Below are 18,516 nucleotides of genomic sequence, written 5' to 3' on the forward strand. Positions count from 1 at the left end.
CGTGCCACGCAAAGGCGAACCGTCCAGCCTATGGCCAGATCCCGCCGGGGTGTGAGAGCCGGCAGTCCGCCGGTCCTCTGCCCGGCCGAAAAAAGGGTGTGGCGGTCAGCCTTCCGGGTCGACCGCCGATTTCGCGTCTTTTGCCTCAATCCGGAACAGGTGTTCTGTCACGACATCGTCGTCGCGGAGGTGCGCGCTCACTCCTCCTCCACCGTCAGCAGGGTGAGGGGGATCTTGAAGTAGCCGCTGTACGAGCCGGAGTCGGTGGAGTTCCGGTCAAACGTCATCGTGCTGTCTCCGCCGGTGATGTAGTTGGTGACGTCCCAGCTCTGGTAGCCGAAGTACGACCCCTGCTGGGGGTTGCTCCAGGCAAGGGTGTTGCCGTTGAAGGCGTAGTTCCCGTTGTAACTCGCCAGGTAGATGGCCGTGAGGTTTGCATTGACGGCTGAGAACCCTGATGTACCGAAATCGGTCTCCCCGATGTAAGAGTACCCCTCATCATCGGCAACGTAGGAGTCGGTGTCGTGGCCCTGGTTCACCCAGTAGTGTATTGTTTTCCCGGAATCAGGATCGTCATATGCCACCACCAGCGTGATCATCTTTACCCTGCCGTCGAATGGCTGGGTACCGTCCGGTTTGTGGGTCTGCACCCGTGCCGAAACGCTCGACGAGCTGATGGCATTGGTCACGTCGTACCACACCAGGCAGTCGCTCGTCACCCTGTTGAAGTGGTTGCTGAACCAGACGGTCCCATCGTCACCGCTGCCCATGGGGAACGAATAGGTCGTGTTCATGATCTCGGAACCGAGCGTCGCGTAACCCGCTCCGCCGTCGAACTCCACGGTCGTGTTCAGGGGGTAATTCGCCTGCATGTTCCCTATGTAGGTGTCTACATAGAGCCGCGCCCAGGTGACATTCCCGGGATCGCACGGCAGGGTGAAATTATACTCGATCGGGTTCGTGTGCGCGTACTCGAACCCCGGGTACGCGTCGAACCAGAGGCCGCCGGAGACTACCCCAGTCGACCCGTTCGCGGTGACCAGGGGGTCTCCGCCCAGGTACGGATCTGCCGACACCGGTGGCGCAAATGCGCACACCACCGTCAGTACGAGCATGCATGCCAGCATGCGCTGTATGTTCGTCTTCATTGTTCACTTCCAGGTTGTTTGTGGTTCCGGGAGTGTCCAGCCTCCCGGCAAGCAGTGGATGATCCCAGTATGGCAAAAATCTTTTTATTTAACACTAAGTGTTAAAATAAATTGTTTTTACAATGCTCGCCGGGCTGCTACGCCCGTGCTGATACAGGCAGGAGCAAGCCATACGTAAGTTTCTCCTCTCTATCTCAACCGGCATCGGGATCTGTCCTGGTACTTGTTCGAAACACGGCATTCAGGTAAGGGTTGCGTGTTCTGATAGCATCTTCGTGTCTCTCCCGGACGCGCCTCGGTCCCCTCCAGGCACACCCAGGTATACCCACCGGGGGGCGGCGCTCCTTCATGGCAGGGGAGTTTCAGGACGACCTCATGCGGAGAAGCCGCGTCCGAACCGTCCTGGATGGGGTTAATCCGGCAGGGTTCGTGGAGATGATCAGGAGCATTCTGCGGTTGGGACCGGAACTCTCGCTTCCATGATTCCGTTTCCGGTGCCAGCTACACTGAATGCCTGGACCCGCTCAACGGGGCCCCTGCAGGTGAACCTCTGCTGCCGGCGTTTGTATTCCTGCTTTATACAACTACAGAGAGGCGTGAGGCCGAAATTTCCGGAATCGATGCGCAGCAAGTTCCGCACGAGAACAGTGAGAAGATATCCGGTCTTCTGGAACCAGGGGTTGGCCCTGCATCCAACCTGGAAGTGAACAGAGGAACGGCAGGGCCGAATATCAGGTTGGTAATCAGGGTAAATCATCCTGTCGGAACGGCCTGGCCCCGGAGAACCTGTCGACGCGCCGGGAAAGACGACGAATATTCGGAGGATTCTCGCGTGCGGCTGAAACGATCTTAGGATAGGGTTTCGGTGCACGCGACTCTGTAGAATTCCTCCCATCAGAGGTCATACCCCCTGCGTTCTATTCCGGCGAAAAAGTGGATGCCAGGTTTTTTCAGTCCCCTGAGAGGTCGGCATAGCATTCGGTGGTCGCATGTGGCGAGACTATGACGTCTTCGATCGTCTTTGACGCACTCTTCCCCACCACCTTCACCGGATAACTGCCGATATCGAGGTAGTGGAAGGTGTGGGGGGTCACCTCGCCGGTATCCCGGCCGAAGAGATAAATCTTAGCGCCCGCCGGGGTGCTTGATACCGCAAGCGACCCCCACGTGTAGGGTTCGAGGGTGAGCTTCACCGTGGCGTCCTCGCCGTGGTCGGTCAGCAGAACTTCCCGTTCCGCCGGGATATATCCCGGCTTTGAAACCGAGACCAGGTGCTTCCCTTCCGATGTGCTGGTAACGACATACGGCGTGGCAAACCCGGTCTGGAACCCGTCGACCGATATCGCTGCCCCTGCCGGTGCCGATGTTACGAGAAGACTGCAGGGGGTACCGGAGAACGCGGCGATGACGGTATCGTTCGACTCAACGGTGGTGGGTATCCTGTAACTCCGGTAACTTTCGTTGTCACGGATGGTGATATATGCCCCCCCGATCCCCTGTACCTCGACCGTCTTCGGGAACCGATCGCCCAGGTACCTGCCATTGATCGAGAACGGTTTCTGCGCGTAATCGGCCGACTCGAACGTGATCGAGCGCGTCAGCTCCGTGTTGCCGCTGGTAAACATCACCCGTCCCATGGCGTTTTTATCGATCCAGACCCGCTCTTTCTCGGAGCTGAACGTGATCCCCTCTTTCTTCACCTTGATGGTGTGCAACCCCTCCTTGAGCCCGTAGACGATGTCGGGAGTCTTCCGGTTCACCTTGCGTCCGTCGACGTAGATCTCCGCCCCATCCGGGAACGAGTCGACATAAACGCCGCCGTAGTGGTTCTGCTCCCAGGTCCGGAGCAGGCCGGGGGAAGCGGGACCCGGAACCTCGACCACGACCTCGTCGTCGCGCTCGAGCAGGATCTCCCGCTCCACCGGCTCGGCGCCGTCCACCCGCACCCGGACCGTGTGGGTGCCACCGGGGAGCGACGCGAAGGCGGCCGGGGTCGTCCTGCCGGTGTACTCCCCGTCGAGGTCTATGAGCGCGCCCGGTGGATCGGAGAGGACCGAGAGACCGAATCGCATCGTGGTGATATCGATGGCCGGGGTCATGGGTGCGGGCTCTGCCGGAGCCAGTCCGGGATCCGGTGCGGACTCCGCCGCCGCCAGCGCCGGTCCCGGCTCCTCCCCGGCGGAGGCGAAGCCGAGCAGTCCGAAGAACGCCTGAACGGCACCGAACAACAGGCCGAGAAGACCGCCGTCCGGGGCGGACTCCCCGGTCTCGCCGTACCAGACCGTATAGACGCCTCCCTGCCGGATCGTTGCCGAGACGCTGTCGCCCGTCGCATCGGCCGCGGTCTCCAGGGTCTGCCAGGTGCCCGAGGAACGGTCGTACCTGGCGATCATACCCCCTGGTTCGCTCACGGAGATGACCAGCCTGAGGAGGAGGTCGCTCACCATATCGTCGCTGCCGATCGCGTAGGCCCGCTCGAAACCCCCTGCGTCCCCGGGCCTGAGCCTCTGCAGCGTCACCGTCGAAACAAGGTTCCCGGCCCCGTCGGCGATCGCTGCCCCTTCGGGGATGTAGAGGTCGACGGCCCCGCCGTCGGCGACGATATGCGTGGCCCCGACCCGCCCGTTGGTTGCATTAAGGGTGAACCGCGATCCGGCATCGGCGGACGGCGTCGCCGGGGTCCCGGGTGTGCTCGCCGTGGGTGTGGTGTTCGTCTCGTAGCCCGCCGGCGGGCTGCCCTTCCTGACGACGAGGATGATGGCGCGGTTCTCGATATAGTCTCCCTTCGTCGCGGTTATGAGGCTCTGGATCCCCGCCTCGTTTCCCGACTGTCGGAGGAACGGTCTCGCGTCCACGTCGGCCACGCTGATCGCCGAAGAACCGGCGGTGAGCAGGTTGAACCACTCACCGTCATTGAAGGCGATCCGGTGCTCATCGTCGTCCATCCCCGAACCGGCCGTAGATACGAGGATGAGCCGTGCTTCGCCGGTACCGGCAAGGTCGACGGGTTCCTCAAAGACCGCCGTCGTTATACAGTCCTCGGACGTCGTCCCGAACTGCGGGTTGGCAAAGACCGTATCCGACCCCTCCGCGATCCAGTAGGTCGTCTCGGGTTCGGCGGGATCTTCGGTGACGATCAGGAGGCCGACGCCGTACGTCGCAAAGACATCGTCCTTTCTCCCGTCGTTCTTCACCGTCACGACGTGTTCTCCGGCGACGCCGCCCTTGATGCCCGTGACGTTGAACGCGTGGGTTTCGAGGAGGTAGTTGTAGATCCCCTCGTTTTTACGGTCATTATAGGCTTTGTCGGCCTTGATCTCTTTTCCGTCGACCGCGAGGCTGATCCTGACCGTGGTCCCTTCTTTCTTCTTCTCATCGTGCCCCCAGGTGGTGTAGATATACAGCCGTGCGTACCGGATCGTGCCGTTCGCGGGAGCGGGGACACGGATTGTAAACTCCCTGCTCTCGCCGGCGTGGATGAGCCCGGTGTAACTGCTGGAATCGTAGTACGTCAGGTTCCCGCAGAGCGTATCCGAGGCGACGATATCCAGCTTCTTCCCCGTGTAACCGTAATCTACGGTTTCTCCGCCGCCGGAGTCGCCCCCGGAGTCCTTGAAGTTGAAGTCGACGGAGGAGGTCTCGCCATCATTGACCGTAACCGTCCGGTAGTCTTCGCGCCCCTCCGCCCTCACCTCCACCGTGTAGTCGCCGACGACCAGGTTCTCCAGCGTCGCCGGGGTGCAGACCGACATGTTCTCCCCGTTGAGGTAGACCCAGGCCCCGGGCGGCTCGCTCGTCACCTCGATGCTCCCTGTTATCGGTTCGAGGGTGAAGTGGACCGTGGTGTTTTTGTCCCTGCTCACCGTGATCGCCCGGTCGTCGGGTGTCCGGTAGCGTTCCAGCTCGACCCGGATCGAGTGGTCGCCGCAGGAGATGCCGGGAATCGTCGTGTTCGTCGTCCACTGGGTCGGTTCGTCGTCCAGATAGATCGCCGCGCCGGCGGGCGTCGAGGTCACCTGGATCGACCCGACCTCCTCCTCAGGGTAACGAACCGAAAGGAACGCAAGCGGTGTCTTGAAGAACGCACCCAGGAACCCTCCGCCACCCCCGACGACATCGGTGTCGCGGGTGTAGACGAGCGTACTCGCCGCCCCCGGGTTCAGGAGGTCGGAGACGTCCCATGTCAGGTACCCCGAGTAGGCTCCCTGGGGAGTGCGGTCGGCATCGAGCGGATCGGAGTTGAACCAGAAATCCCCGACGTGGCTTGCCATGTGGATGACCGAGAGCTCGGCGGCAGCTTCGCGGTCGTCGTCTTCGGGGAGTTCATCGGTCGAGAAGGTCGTCTCGCCCTCGTAGCGGTCTCCCATGTTCTCTTCGACATAGTAGGAGTGGACGTCATGCCCCTGGTTCACCCAGTAATACACCTCGTCGTTGTCGCCGTCGTCATAGGCGACGACCAGCGTGACGAGTTTGATCCTCCCGTCGGTGGTTCCCTTGTAGCCCTGCGGCTTCTCCGTCTTCACCTCCGCAACCGCTTTCTTCCCGGTGATCAGACCGGTTACGTCGTACCACATCAGGTAATCGCTCGTCACCCGGTTGCAGTGGCTGTTCACCCAGACCGGCCCGCTTATGCCGTCCGGCGAAGGGTTCGCCGGGAACCAGTATGACGCGCGGAGCTCCTCCACACCGAGCGTCTGCACCCCAGACCCGCCGTCGAACTTCACGGTCGCCCGGTGCTCGTAGTTGTTCTGCATGTGGCCGCAGTAGACGGCGACGTAGAGGCGCGCCCACTTGATCTTCGTGTAGGGAGGGAGCGTGTAGGTCTTCGTGATATCCGTATCCTGCACGCTTGTCCCCACGAACGAGTCGTGCCACAACCCGCCGGAGACGACGCCGCTCTCTATAGTCTCAAGCGGGATGCCGCCCACGAACTGATCGGCCGCCGCGGGTGCAGGCACCAGGACCAGCAGCAGGAGAAGAGAGAGCACAACTCCTGAAATAATTGATCTGTCTCTCATACCATCACACCCCCGTCCGTATCGCCGTCACCGGGTTGAGGTGTGATGCCTTCAACGCCGGATAGAGGCCCGATACCAGGGAGAGAGCGATCGCGATAGCCATCCCGAGCACGAGGAGCCCGGGCGTGATCAGGGTGATCTCGGCGTCCGCAAACGTGGAGAACGTGTCGCCGAGCTGGGCGACGATGAACGGCTTGCCGAAGGTGTTGATCACGCCCGAGAACGCGACGCCTAAGAGATCGCCGATCACGCCCCCGATCACCCCGATGTAGAGGCATTCGGCGAGGACCAGGTAGACGACGTCGCCCGGAGAGGCGCCGATGGCCATGGTGATCCCGATCTCCCGCGTCCGCTCAAAGACCGAGGTGACCATCGTGTTGACGATCATCAGCGCCCCCACGATCAGGGAAACCCCGGCAAAGAACGCCAGGATGAGGACGACGACGTCCATCAGCCGGTTCACCGACTCGATCTGCTGGAACGCGCCCTGTGCGGTGAGGCCGAGCGCCTTGATGCCGTCTACCACATCAAAGACCGCGTCGGGGTGATCGACCCTGACTAGGACGCCGTCGAACGTCGCTTCGCCGCCGCGCAGTTCCTGCGCGACCCCGCGGTCGATCAGCATCACCTGGTCGAACGCGTCGTCCCGCTCCTGGAGCACGCCGACCAGGGTGAAGCCCACCTCCTCGTCGACCGGCATGCCGTTCTCATCGTAGCGCCGGATCAGGATCGGGATGGTATCGCCGAGCCGGACACCCTCGTAGCGCTGGAGCGTCTCGGCGACGTCGTGTCCGAGCACCGCCTGTCGGGATCCGGGAGCGAGGAGCTCTCCTTTCAGGTATTTCGGCCTGATCGCGTCCCCGATCCCGCCGGGATCGACGCCCACGACCTCAAGGTAGGTCTGCCGTTTTGTGGCGTAGGCCTCCCTGACCACCGCCGAAGATGCCGCGACGTGGGGGATGGCGTCGAGTTCGCCGATCTTTGCCGGTGTGATGAGCTGGATCGCGCCGCCGCGGATATCCGCGGTCGCCTCGATGAGAGTCAGGTCGGACTGCTCCTTGATCGCCTCCACCGCCTGGTAGCGGATGCCCTCGCCCAGGGAGACGGTCCCGACGACCGCCGCAACGCCGATAGCGATGCCGAGGGCGGTGAGGAAGACGCGCATCCGTTTCCGCGCGACCTGGTGGGCCGCGGCCATCAGATAATCGATCAGCCTTCCGACGATCACGATACCACGCTCCCGTCAAGGAGTTCGATGGTGCGGTCCGTCCGCTTCCCGAGTTCGCGCTCATGGGTGACGATCAGAAACGTCGTCTCCCGTTCCCGGTTTACCCGCCGCATCAGGTCAAAGATCTCGTCGCGTGTCCTTGAGTCGAGGTTCCCCGTCGGTTCGTCGGCCAGGACGATGAGGGGGTCTCCGACGAGGGCGCGGGCGATCGCCACCCGCTGCTGCTCGCCGCCGCTCATCTCCCTCGGGTAGTGGTGCGCCCGGTCCGCGAGACCGACGGTCGCAAGGAGGTCGGCGGCCCGCTCTCTCCTCGCGGCCTTCTCGTGATAATTGAAGAGGAGGGGGTACTCCACGTTCTCCTGCGCCGTCAGCGCCGGGATGAGGTTGAAACTCTGGAAGATAAACCCGATGGCCTCCCTCCGGAGCGCGATAAGTGCTTTTCGATCGCCGAAATCGACGCCCCTGCCGTCGATCCGGACCTCCCCCGATGTCGGGGCGTCAAGGCCGCCGAGGATGTTCAGGAGCGTGCTCTTTCCGCTGCCGCTTCTCCCGAGGAGCGCGACGAACTCGCCTTTTCCGATGGCCAGGTTTACGTCCGCCAGAGCGGTCACCCGGTCGTTGTACGCCTTGCTCAGGTGTCTCGTCTCGATGATAGTCTCCATACCGTTACCCCCTCCGTTCGGCCCAGAGAACGGCGTTCGTCAGGACCAGATAATCTTTTTCGTCCTGGACCTGCGCAAAATTCCCATCAGACCGCAGGTAGGGCAGCACGTCCCGCCGGTCGATCCCGACCTGCATCGTCTCGTCGGAGTCAAAGACGTTCACCCACTCCTTCCCGCTCGATCCCGGGAAGAGTGCCGAGAGGATCGTTTCGAAGAACGATGGCATGCTGCTCGTCCCTTCCCGGTTGAAGAAGAGCCGGTTGATCACGGGGATCTTCTCCCGCGTATAGCCGCCTGAGGGGGCGACGATGAAGAGTTCGGCCGATTTAAGGCCGGACCGGTCGATCGTTCCGGGAAAATCGATCCTGCTCGACGCCATGACGGGGGTGATCCCGTGACTGCTGTAGAGGAGGTCGGCTCCCTCGCTCACCCACGCGATCGCCTCCGGCGATCCGGGGCTCTCGTAGACGGCGAGCAGGCCGATCCCCTGGACGACAAACGTCCTGTTATCGGTGGCGTTGTTCTTGAGGACGACCGTAAAGGAGTTCTTTCCGGGGTTGAGGTCTCCAGTCGTGAAGATGTCCATTCCTGAGAAGAAGTCGTTCTGGCTGACGAACCCCTTGGAGTCCGTGTAGCGACCGGCTTCTGCGAGATGTTCTCCCGTATCCGTGCGGGTGAGCGAGAGCACCGGGTAGATCGCGTTCTGGTCGAGCTTGCTCCAGGCCCAGTAGACGTAGATGCGCTGGTAGCGGACAGTTGCGTCTGCGGGGAGTTCAGGATCGAACGCTACCGTATACTCTCCCTCAGGACCGATTGAGCCGCTGTAGGTGCTGTTTCCCACGGTGTAGACGTAGCCTCCCCGGAACTCGTCGTTAAACACGGTCGAGAGCGGTCTATCCCCGGCGTAGGTGGCCGCCGCGGGCGCTGCGAGGAGTCCGAGAAAGAGGAGGATCAACCCGACGGCGATCCTACGGGAAGACATACTCGCCCTCCGCCGCGTTGTTTGCCCGGTTCGAGTCTTTGATCGCACCCCTCTCATCCGCAACCACCCTGAGCCGGTGTTTCCTGGGCGTCGTGTAGAGCGGAACGTCGATGGTGACCGTTGCCCCAGCACCGATCCCATCGACATGCTTTACCGCCGCCTTATCCCCGTCGAGGTAGATGGTGAGGTCGAAGGCGCCGACGTCGCTCCCGCCGCCGTTCTTGATCGTGACCGGGATCGTATAGTCCAGGTACCCTGCAGCAGCAGCCGGCGGTACCGCCAGCAGCGATACGGCGACGATGCCCGCGCCTGCGACCAGGATAACCGCTGTCTTCCCGCCGGGCGGGCGCATCGCGGCAAGGAGCGCGGCGAGAGAGAGCCCTGCAACCAGGGCAACGAGCGGGGCCGGCGACTGTTGCGGCGATGCGGCATGCGCCTCAGCCCCGGCCCTGACCGGCGCCCCGATGACGACGGAGAGGTCGGGGACCGTGCCGACCGTCAGCTGCGCCGATGCCTCGTTGTCCGTCGGGTCGGCATCGCCGCCGGCGTCGACCCGGACCGTGATGGTATGCCGGCCTTCGGCAAGGGTGACGCCGGCCTCGACCTGCTGGACGCCGGACCTCGCCGGTTCGACCTCGACCATCTTGACGGGTTTCCCGTCGACCGAGAAGACCACCCCGATCTTCCCATCGGGCCGTGTGCCGTAGTTCCTCATCGTCGCCCAGATCGTCGCCTCCTCGCCTGCATAGGCTCCCGTCGCCGTGGGTGCGTCGACGGAGAAGTCGGGCGCAGGCGAGGCGCCGGGCCGCCGCGCGGTGAGGATCACGGAGCAGGGGTGGATGTAGTCCTCACCCTCGGGCTTCGATCCGGTGGTGCTGATCTCGCCGTCGCCGTTGAGGTCCCTCCCGCGCTCGAAGACGATGCGGTTGGTATCCTTCAGGAGGCTGCCGACGTCGAACGTCTCGACGTCGACGTACCGGGCCTCGACCCCGGCACCGCCGGTTGCATCGCCGATACGCTCGTTGCCGATATCCCGCGCGCCTTCGGGATAGAGCGAGAGGTCGGTCACCGGGACGCCCAGGTCTTCGCCGTTGAAGAGGACGTAGTCCGGCTGCCCCTTTGTCGAGGCAAGGAGGACCACGGTCAGGTCAGCGGCGGCCTTCTCTGCCGGAGGTGCCTTCTCAAGGATGAGCTCGCACGTGTCGTGGCGTGTGGGGTTTGTGCCGGCCCACCCCTCGCCGTGGAGGTTCTCGTTTCCTTCAGCGATCCAGTACCGGGTGACCGGTTTTGCGGCATCCTCGACGACGGCCACGACGAAGATGCCGTAGGAGCGCCCGTCGATCCTGCTCTCGGGCTGTCCCCTGCTGGTCGTCAGCTTGATGGTGTTCTTGCCGCCCCGGAGCTGGTCGGTGCAGTCGTGCGCGACCCAGTAGACGCCGTATCCCGATACAAAGGTCTCAGGGTGCCGGTCATCTTTCCCGAAGAGCTCCCGGCGGGCCGGGACAGCGTTGTTGACGCTGATCTCTTCCCACCCGGTGTAGCGCTCGGTGCCGCCCCAGATACCCGTGTAGACCCGTGCCCAGGTCGGTTTTGCCGGGAGTGCGAATGTGCACTCGATGGGTGGGGCGGTGAGCCCGTAGGTCCCGAAGGTGAGCACCTCCCCCCGTACCTCGCCCTGGGCCGCTGTGTGGAGGGGGATGCCTTCAAAGTCGTAGATTGCCGAGACTGGAGTTGTAATGAAAGTGAATACGATAAGCGCGCATAAACATGCATAGGTGAAGTCGAATAGATTCATACTGTTCATCAGGTAGTAACATCCAGTATTAAGACTTTTCATTTTTGTGTGAATTGGGAGCTCCCACTTGCCCGGTTCACACCGGCCCCGGTCTGTTGCCATCTCTGCTCTCTCTTCGGAGACACCCCGGAGCGTTCTGCAGATCGGAGGTGCCCCGGGGGGAATGGCGGGTGCACAAGCATTGGAGGCACGAGTCGGTGTCCCTTCCAGGTAAAGGTTCAGGACGGCCTCAAACACCCCACCGGTTGCACTCCCGGCCAGGCACAGGGCCTCATCATCTCTCTGGAAACCTGTAAAATTCATAATTTTATTAATTATGTTAATACTTAATTTACCAAATCTTAGAATTCAGTAGAATAAGTAATACAAATAAAAACATATTTAGCACTATACCGTATATCTTCCTGCAGTGACACCTGACAGAGCAATACTCCTGTGCATCATGATTTTTGTGCTTGCGGCCCCCGCAGCGGCCGGTAGTGTCGCAAGGGTCATTGTGCCATTGCCTGAAGGCTCCGGGAACGGTCTTGAGGTGACCCTCACGGTGACCGGTATCCCCGTCGGGGGCATCGTCGAGACCATCCCCGACGGCTACACGTGGGTCGGGTGCGACCACCCGGACGACCGCACGAGGGTCTCCGGGCAGAACGTCGCCTTCGCCGTGATCGACGAGGAGGCGATCCGCTACCGGGTGCAGGGCCCGCCGGAGGCCGGGGAGGCGTTCACCGGCACGTGGGAGGACCTGCAGACCGGTGAGTCGGGCGTCGTGGGATCGGATGGGCCCCGGAACTCCAGTCAGGCCGCGCAGGCGACGGTTCCGTCGACACCCGGCTTTGGGTATGCGGCCGCGCTCGCAGCGCTTGCCATGATATGCGCCCGGAGGTGTGGGCGATGACCCGTAAACTTCTCCTGCTCGTCTGCTGCACCTTTCTCCTGGTCGGAACGGCGGCGGCAGAGGCGATCCCGTGCGACCGCGACGGCAACGGCACGTTGACGTCGTCCGAGCTCGCGGCCGCGATCCTCGACTCCCTTGACGCCCGGTTCATGGGGGGAACGGTTGAAGCCCCGTCGCCCGTCGACCTCCGGGACGCCGCGTTCATCTATGAGCACTGGGACGGGCGGGCGCTCACGATCACCGATTCGTCCGGGCGGGCGACGACGCTCACCCGTCCGCTCCGGAGGATCGCGCTCTTCAACAGCGACACCCTCGATATGCTGCGGTCGCTTGGGCTCGAGCCCGATCGGGTCGTGGGCGTGAGCAAGTACGTCCTCGAAGACCCGGTCTTCTACCCCGAGTACCAGGGAAAGGCGAACCTCGGGTCGATCTGGTCCCCTGACTACGAGCAGGCGGCCAGCATCCACCCCGATGCGGTCTTCCTCTACGCCACCCTCTCCGAGAGTTCGTGCGCCGATATCGAAAAGACACTCCGGTCCATCGACCCCGGGATCCGCTTCTTCCGGTTCGACGGTTACCGCCCAGCGACCTACGCCGAAGAGGCACGGACGCTCGGGCTCCTCCTCGGGAAAGAAGAGGAGGCCCGGCGGTTCCTTTCGTTCCACAGGAGCGTTACAGGTACCGTGGCAGGAGTGGTCGATGCGATCCCGGTTGAGGACCGGGTATCGGTCTACCTGGAGAGCTGGCACGACTACAAGAGTGCCGGGAAAGGCTCGGGCTACGACGAGAAGATCGAGCTTGCCGGCGGCAGGAACATCTTCGCCGACACCGCGGTCGAATACCCTGTGGTCGACCCCGAGGCGGTCATCAGCCGAAACCCTGACGTCATCATCAAGCTCGTCGGCGCCGGCGAGCTGGCGTTCGGCGGCTACGGCGACGATGACCGGTCATCCTTCGAGCAGGTCCTCCGCGCGATCGGGGACCGCCCCGTCTGGAACCAGATCAAAGCGGTCAGGGACGGCAGGGTGCATATCATCCACACCGACGTCATCGGGGGGCCTGATTACTTCATCGGCACCGCCTACCTCGCGAAATGGTTCTACCCCGACCTCTTCGGCGACCTGGACCCCCGGGCCATCCACCAGCAGTACCTAAAGGAGTTCCAGCGGCTCGACTACGACCTCGACAGACACGGAACATTCGTATACCCGGCATGATGGTCGATCTCGGCAGACAGGAATACACGCGGCTCACCGAGAAGCGGGCGCTCTTCATCACGGGCCTCATCGTGATACTCATAGCGCTCGCCGGGGTCGCGGTCACCCTCGGGTCTGCCGACCTCTCGGTCGCCGACTCCTACATCGCGGTCCTTGCCGGGATCTTCCCCGGCGCGGTCGACCTCCCGGACCGGATGGTCGAGTCCAACGCCGTCGGGATCGTCTGGGGCTGGCGGCTGCACCGCGTCCTCTTCGCGGTCGTGGCAGGATTCGGGCTTGCGATCGCCGGGTCGGTCATGCAGGGTGTCCTCCGAAACCCGCTTGCAAGCCCCTTCACGCTCGGTATAGCCTCCGCGGCCTCGTGCGGCGCATCGGTCGCTATTGTCCTCGGTGCCGGCCTCCTCTCCGGCGGCCTCCTCGTCATCGGCAATGCGTTTTTCTTTGCCATGCTCGCCGCGGCCGCCATCTACGGCATGGCCCGCCTGCGGGGCATGGGGAGCGAGACGATGATCCTCGCCGGCATCGCGCTCATGTACCTCTTCTCGGCCGTCACCTCGCTCCTCCAGTACCTGGGGACCGCCGACAAGGTGCAGGCGGTCGTCTTCTGGATGTTCGGATCCCTAGACAGGTCCTCGTGGCCGAAACTCGGTATCGTGACGGTCGTCCTTGCTGTCGTCGTTCCGCTCCTCCTCTGGCGGGCATGGGATCTCAACGCCCTCGCCGAAGGCGACGAGACAGCGAAGAGCCTCGGCGTCCCGGTGGAGCGGTCCATGGCCGGGTTCATGCTCGCCGCATCGCTCGTAACAGCGGTGATCATCTGCTTCACCGGCACTATAGGGTTCATCGGGCTGGTCGCGCCCCACATCACCAGGATGGTGATCGGGACCGACCACCGCGCCCTCCTCCCTGCATCCGGGCTCGTGGGCGCCGTCCTCCTCCTCGGCGCCGACTGCCTCGCCCGCACCGCGATCCCGGGAACGATCATCCCGGTCGGGATCATGACGGCGTTCCTCGGCATCCCGTTCTTCCTCTACCTCTTCATGCGCAGGAGGGATGCCTGATGCCGCTCCTCTGTGCACGAGGGGTCTCGTTTGCCTACCACGACCGGCGGGTGCTCGAGGACGTCTCGTTCGCCCTCGACGATGGCGAGGTTCTCGGACTCGTCGGGTCGAACGGCTCGGGGAAGACGACGCTGATCCGGTGCCTCGACCGGATCCTCGACCCGGAAGGGGATGTCCATCTCAACGGACGCGATATGCGCTCGATGAGCCGGCTGGAGATCGCCCGGACGGTCGCCTACGTCCCGCAGAACGGCGGCGTTGCCGGTTCTGCGACGGTCTTTGAGACCGTCCTGATGGGCAGGCGGCCGCACTTGCGCTGGAGCGTCTCCGAAGAGGATAAACGGAGGGTCTCGGAAGCGCTCTCTCTCCTCGGCATCGGCGACTTCGCGTCCCGCAGGGCCGACCGTCTCTCGGGAGGGGAGCGGCAGCGGGTTCTGGTCGCACGAGCGCTCGCGCAGGACGCCAGGGTCTTTCTTCTCGATGAGCCGACGAGCGCGCTCGATATGCGCAACCGGATCGAGGTGATGGACCTCCTCGCCCGGCTCGCGGAAGAACGCCGGCTTGCTGTAGTGACGGCGATCCACGACCTGAACCTTGCCGCCCGCTACTGCCATCGGCTCCTGATCTTAAAGGACGGGCGGGTGCTCGGGCGGGGGACGCCCTCCTCCCTCCTGACCCCGGGAATGGTGCGTGCAGCCTACGGTATCGAGGCGGTCATAAAAGACGAGATGGGGGTACCCTACGTGGTCCCCCTCCGGCCTTCTGCCAACGATAGTCTGGTGGAGATAGCATGAAGATAACTATAGTGGCCTGGGGCAGCGAACTGCTGCAGTTTTCCAGCGCAGCGCGGGAGGCAGGGATCGACCTTGCCGCGTGGCAGGTACATGAACTGATAGATGATTCAGAGATGCGAAAACGGTGCATCGAGTCGTGCAGGGGATCAGATGTCGTTCTGCTCCACCCCTCGCAGGACCCCGTCTGGGACGATATCCTGGGCGGCCTCGCGGAGGGCGTTCCGGTCGTATCGTTCGGCTACACCGATGCCTCCTGGTCGGCCTCGACCGTACCGCTCGCCGTCGTCTCCACGGTGAGCGCCTACTTCCTCTACGGCGGGCCGGAGAACATCAGGAACCTGATCCGGTACGTCCAGGCCGAAGTGGTCGGGATGGATGTCGCCTACGACCCCCCGCAGGAGACCCGCTGGGAGGGGATCTACCATCCGGACGCCGGGTGCGTCTTCGACGACCCCGGCGCTTACCTGGCGTGGTACCCCTCCCGGCACCCCCTCCGCGTCGGGCTCCTCTTCTCCCGGACGCACTGGGTGAACGGGGATCTGGCCGTCGAGGACGCCCTGATCCGGGAACTCGAGATATATTATGATCTCCTCCCGGTCTTCTGCTTCGGGATCGCGGACGAGGCTATCGGGGCGCGATCCGACCGGGAGGTGCTCGCGACCTTCTTTGCGGGTCGGATCGACGCGTTCGTCGACGCAAGAACGTTCACGCCGCCCCGTGACGCAGATGCCTTTGTCGAGGCCCTCAAAGACCTCGGCGTACCGGTGCTCCGCCCCCTGATCCTCTACCACCGGACCGAGGCGGAATGGAGGGCCGATCTGGACGGGATGCGTGGGAGCGACGTCTCCTGGTATGTTGCGATGCCCGAGTTCCTGGGCGCGATCGAGATGGTGCCGATCGGCGCGGCAGAGGTTCGCGGCCTGGAGGAGATCGGCGAGCGGCACGTCCCCATCACCGAGCGAGTGGCGAAGTTCGTGAGCCGGGCGAAGAGGTGGATCGACCTTGCGGCAAAACCCGCCGCGGAGAGACGCGTGGCTTTCATCCTCCACAACAAGCCCTGTTCCTCGGTCGAGGCGACGGTCGGGGCGGGGGCACACCTCGATACGCTGGAGAGTGTCGCACGGATCCTTGGGGCGATGCGCGACCGGGGGTATGCGGTCGAATGCCCAAAGAGCGGTAAAGACCTGGTCGAGACCATCATGGAGAGAAAAGCGATCAGCGACTTCCGCTGGACGTCAGTTGCGGAGATCGTCCGGAAAGGGGGCGCCCTTGCGCTGGTGGAGCCGGGGGACTATGCCGTCTGGTTCGCGACGCTCCCTTCAGAGGTCCGGACCCGGCTCTGCGAGGCGTGGGGACGGCCGCCGGGCGAAGCGATGGTCCATGAAGGGAAGATCGTCGTCACCGGGGTGCGTTACGGGAACGCCATCGTCTGCGTCCAGCCCAAACGCGGGTGCGCCGGCCCGCGGTGCGACGGCGAGGTCTGCCGGCTCCTCCACGACCCGGGCGTCCCGCCGACCCACCAGTACCTTGCGACCTATCGCTACATCGAGGAGACGTTCGGTGCGGACGTGATTGTCCACGTCGGCACGCACGGGAACTTCGAGTTCCTTCCGGGGAAATCGGTCGCCCTCTCGGATGCCTGTTTCCCGGATATCGCCATCGGGACCGTCCCCCACCTCTACATCTACAACGCCGACAACCCGCCTGAGGGGACGATCGCCAAGCGGCGGAGCTACGCAACCCTGGTCGACCACATGCAGACGGTGATGACCTCAAGCGATCTCTACGCCGGCCTGAAGGAACTCGAGGAGCAGATCGCGGACTACAACCGGGCAAAGGGTGTTGACCGGGCGAGGGCGCACGCGCTCGAGCATACCATCGCCGATCTCCTGGAGTCGACCGGTATCGCCGAAGAGGTAGGACTTGTACACGGGTCTGCCTTTGAGGAGGTGGTCGCCGCCGCGCATACCGCCGTAACCCGGATCGCCGGGACCCGGATTCCCGACGGGATGCACATCTTCGGGGAGGTGCCGGAGGGCGAACGCAGGGTTGAGTTCATCCATGCCGTCATGCGTTACGACGGCGAGGTGAGGGGCGCGGTGCTCCGGATGATGGGCTGCGACGCATCGACCTCGGACGACGCCCTGTTGCGGGATGCCGATGCCACAGCAAAGGCACTCATCTCCGCGATCCTCGCGGGAGAGGTCCCGGGCGGCCTCCCGCACCCCGACCCGGAGGCGCTCACAAAGATCCGGGCCGACGTCCTCGACCTCGCGGCGCGGATCGACGCCTCCGATGAGATCGGGAGCCTGCTCTCGGGTTTCGCCGGCGGCTACATCCCGCCGGGCCCCTCCGGGCTGATCACGCGGGGCAAGCCGGAGGTGCTCCCGACCGGGAGGAACTTCTACTCGCTCGACCCCTCTCGCATCCCCACCCGCGCCGCGTGGCGGATCGGAACGCGGCTTGCAGAGAGCGTAATCCAGAAGTACGTCGGCGAGCACGGGGAGATCCCAGAGAACGTCGGTATGTACTGGATGGCATCCGATATCATGTGGGCCGACGGCGAGCAGCTCGCGCAGGTCTTCTCCCTCATCGGGGTCGAGCCGGTCTGGACGGACGGGAGGGTCAGGTCCTACCGCGTGACCCCGCTCGAGGAGCTCGGGCGGCCGAGGATCGACGTCACCGTCAGGATGAGCGGGATCCTCCGGGACTGCTTTTACACCTCGATCGAACTCCTGGACGACGCGATCTGCGAGGTCGCCGGGCTGGACGAACCGCCGGAGCTAAACTTCATCCGGAAGCACGCCCTTGCGGGGAGCGGGACGGCCCGCATCTTCGGGAGCAGGCCGGGCACCTATGGTAACGGTGTCAGCCTGGCGGTCTACGCGTCGGCCTGGAAGGAGGAGACGGACCTTGCGGAGGTCTTTCTCCGGTGGAACAGCTATGCCTACGGGCGGGGGAACTTCGGCGAAGAGTCCCGGGAGACCTTCTCCGCGCAACTTGCCACCGTCGACCTCACCTTCAACAAGACGGTGACCGACGAGTACGACCTTCTCGGGTGCTGCTGCTATTTCGGAGCGCACGGCGGGCTGACCGGGGCGGTGCGCGCCCTCGCGCACCGGGACGTGCCCGCCTATTACGGCGATACGCGCGACCGGGACCGCGTGGAGGTCAGGACGCTTGCTGACGAGATTCGGCGGGTCGTCAGGGCGAAACTCCTCAACCCGAAGTGGATCGAGGGGATGAAGCGGCACGGTTACAAGGGTGCCGGAGACATCTCCCGGCAGGTGGGCACCGTCTACGGGTGGGAGGCGACGACCGAGGAGGTGGACGACCGGATCTTCGATGATATCACCCGCACGTTCGTCCTGGACGCAGAGATGCGGCAGTTCTTCGCGGACGAGAACCCCTGGGCGCTCGAGGAGATCGGGAGGCGGCTGCTTGAGGCGCACGAGCGCGGCCTCTGGGATGCCGACCCGGATGTCCTCGATGGGCTGCGGGGGGCGTACCTGGAGATGGAGGGCTGGATCGAGGACCGTATGGGCGATACCGGCGGCGACGTCCAGGGCGGCGCGGTCCGCGTGGTGACCGTGGAGGATGTGAACGCAATGCGGGAAGCACGGGGGGAGGAGTGAGCGGCGCGAAGACGGTGATGGGTTAACGCATCACGCTCCGCCGTGCCGCCGGTACATCGTCTTCATGCGGTACGTTCCCGC

Annotated in this window: 11 protein-coding genes; 5 read left to right on the top strand and 6 right to left on the bottom strand. The window is 63.8% G+C overall.

Annotated features, from left to right (window positions below):
- Window positions 1-197: 197 nt before the first annotated feature.
- The 6 genes from QZ408_RS12255 to QZ408_RS12280 all read right to left on the bottom strand — a co-directional run bounded on the left by QZ408_RS12255 (window position 198) and on the right by QZ408_RS12280 (window position 10,833).
- Window positions 198-1,148 carry a DUF3344 domain-containing protein gene (locus QZ408_RS12255; protein ID WP_292491890.1) on the bottom strand — a complete coding sequence of 317 codons (951 nt, stop codon included), beginning with the start codon at window positions 1,146-1,148 and terminating at the stop codon, window positions 198-200.
- A 950-nt stretch (window positions 1,149-2,098) separates the two neighbouring features.
- The gene (locus QZ408_RS12260) at window positions 2,099-6,166 is read right to left on the bottom strand and encodes a DUF3344 domain-containing protein (RefSeq protein WP_292491891.1); all 4,068 of its coding nucleotides are present in this window, start codon (window positions 6,164-6,166) and stop codon (window positions 2,099-2,101) included.
- 4 nt (window positions 6,167-6,170) lie between these two features.
- Complete coding sequence (locus QZ408_RS12265) at window positions 6,171-7,394, bottom strand: ABC transporter permease (RefSeq protein ID WP_292491893.1); 1,224 nt, start codon at window positions 7,392-7,394, stop codon at window positions 6,171-6,173.
- Complete coding sequence (locus QZ408_RS12270) at window positions 7,391-8,056, bottom strand: ABC transporter ATP-binding protein (protein WP_292491895.1); 666 nt, start codon at window positions 8,054-8,056, stop codon at window positions 7,391-7,393. The genes QZ408_RS12265 and QZ408_RS12270 overlap by 4 nt, the downstream gene beginning before the upstream one ends.
- A gap of 4 nt (window positions 8,057-8,060) precedes the next feature.
- Window positions 8,061-9,038 carry a DUF3344 domain-containing protein gene (locus QZ408_RS12275; protein WP_292491897.1) on the bottom strand — a complete coding sequence of 326 codons (978 nt, stop codon included), beginning with the start codon at window positions 9,036-9,038 and terminating at the stop codon, window positions 8,061-8,063.
- Window positions 9,025-10,833 carry a DUF3344 domain-containing protein gene (locus tag QZ408_RS12280; RefSeq protein WP_292491899.1) on the bottom strand — a complete coding sequence of 603 codons (1,809 nt, stop codon included), beginning with the start codon at window positions 10,831-10,833 and terminating at the stop codon, window positions 9,025-9,027. The genes QZ408_RS12275 and QZ408_RS12280 overlap by 14 nt, the downstream gene beginning before the upstream one ends.
- Window positions 10,834-11,242: 409 nt before the next feature.
- Between QZ408_RS12280 and QZ408_RS12285 the strand changes: the two genes are divergently transcribed.
- The 5 genes from QZ408_RS12285 to QZ408_RS12305 are packed head-to-tail and all read left to right on the top strand — an operon-like array spanning window position 11,243 to window position 18,435.
- Window positions 11,243-11,728: a hypothetical protein gene (locus tag QZ408_RS12285; RefSeq protein ID WP_292491901.1), complete on the top strand. Its 486-nt coding sequence runs from the start codon at window positions 11,243-11,245 to the stop codon at window positions 11,726-11,728.
- Window positions 11,725-12,945, top strand: a complete 1,221-nt coding sequence (locus QZ408_RS12290) for an ABC transporter substrate-binding protein (protein WP_292491903.1) — start codon at window positions 11,725-11,727, stop codon at window positions 12,943-12,945. Before QZ408_RS12285 ends, QZ408_RS12290 begins: the two co-directional genes overlap by 4 nt.
- Complete coding sequence (locus QZ408_RS12295) at window positions 12,942-14,006, top strand: iron ABC transporter permease (RefSeq protein ID WP_292491905.1); 1,065 nt, start codon at window positions 12,942-12,944, stop codon at window positions 14,004-14,006. Before QZ408_RS12290 ends, QZ408_RS12295 begins: the two co-directional genes overlap by 4 nt.
- Window positions 14,006-14,800 carry an ABC transporter ATP-binding protein gene (locus QZ408_RS12300; protein WP_292491907.1) on the top strand — a complete coding sequence of 265 codons (795 nt, stop codon included), beginning with the start codon at window positions 14,006-14,008 and terminating at the stop codon, window positions 14,798-14,800. The genes QZ408_RS12295 and QZ408_RS12300 overlap by 1 nt, the downstream gene beginning before the upstream one ends.
- Window positions 14,797-18,435 carry a cobaltochelatase subunit CobN gene (locus tag QZ408_RS12305; RefSeq protein ID WP_292491909.1) on the top strand — a complete coding sequence of 1,213 codons (3,639 nt, stop codon included), beginning with the start codon at window positions 14,797-14,799 and terminating at the stop codon, window positions 18,433-18,435. The genes QZ408_RS12300 and QZ408_RS12305 overlap by 4 nt, the downstream gene beginning before the upstream one ends.
- Window positions 18,436-18,516: the final 81 nt, after the last annotated feature.

The organism is Methanoculleus sp. 10, assembly GCF_913757945.1.
Classification (GTDB): Archaea; Halobacteriota; Methanomicrobia; order Methanomicrobiales; family Methanoculleaceae; genus Methanoculleus.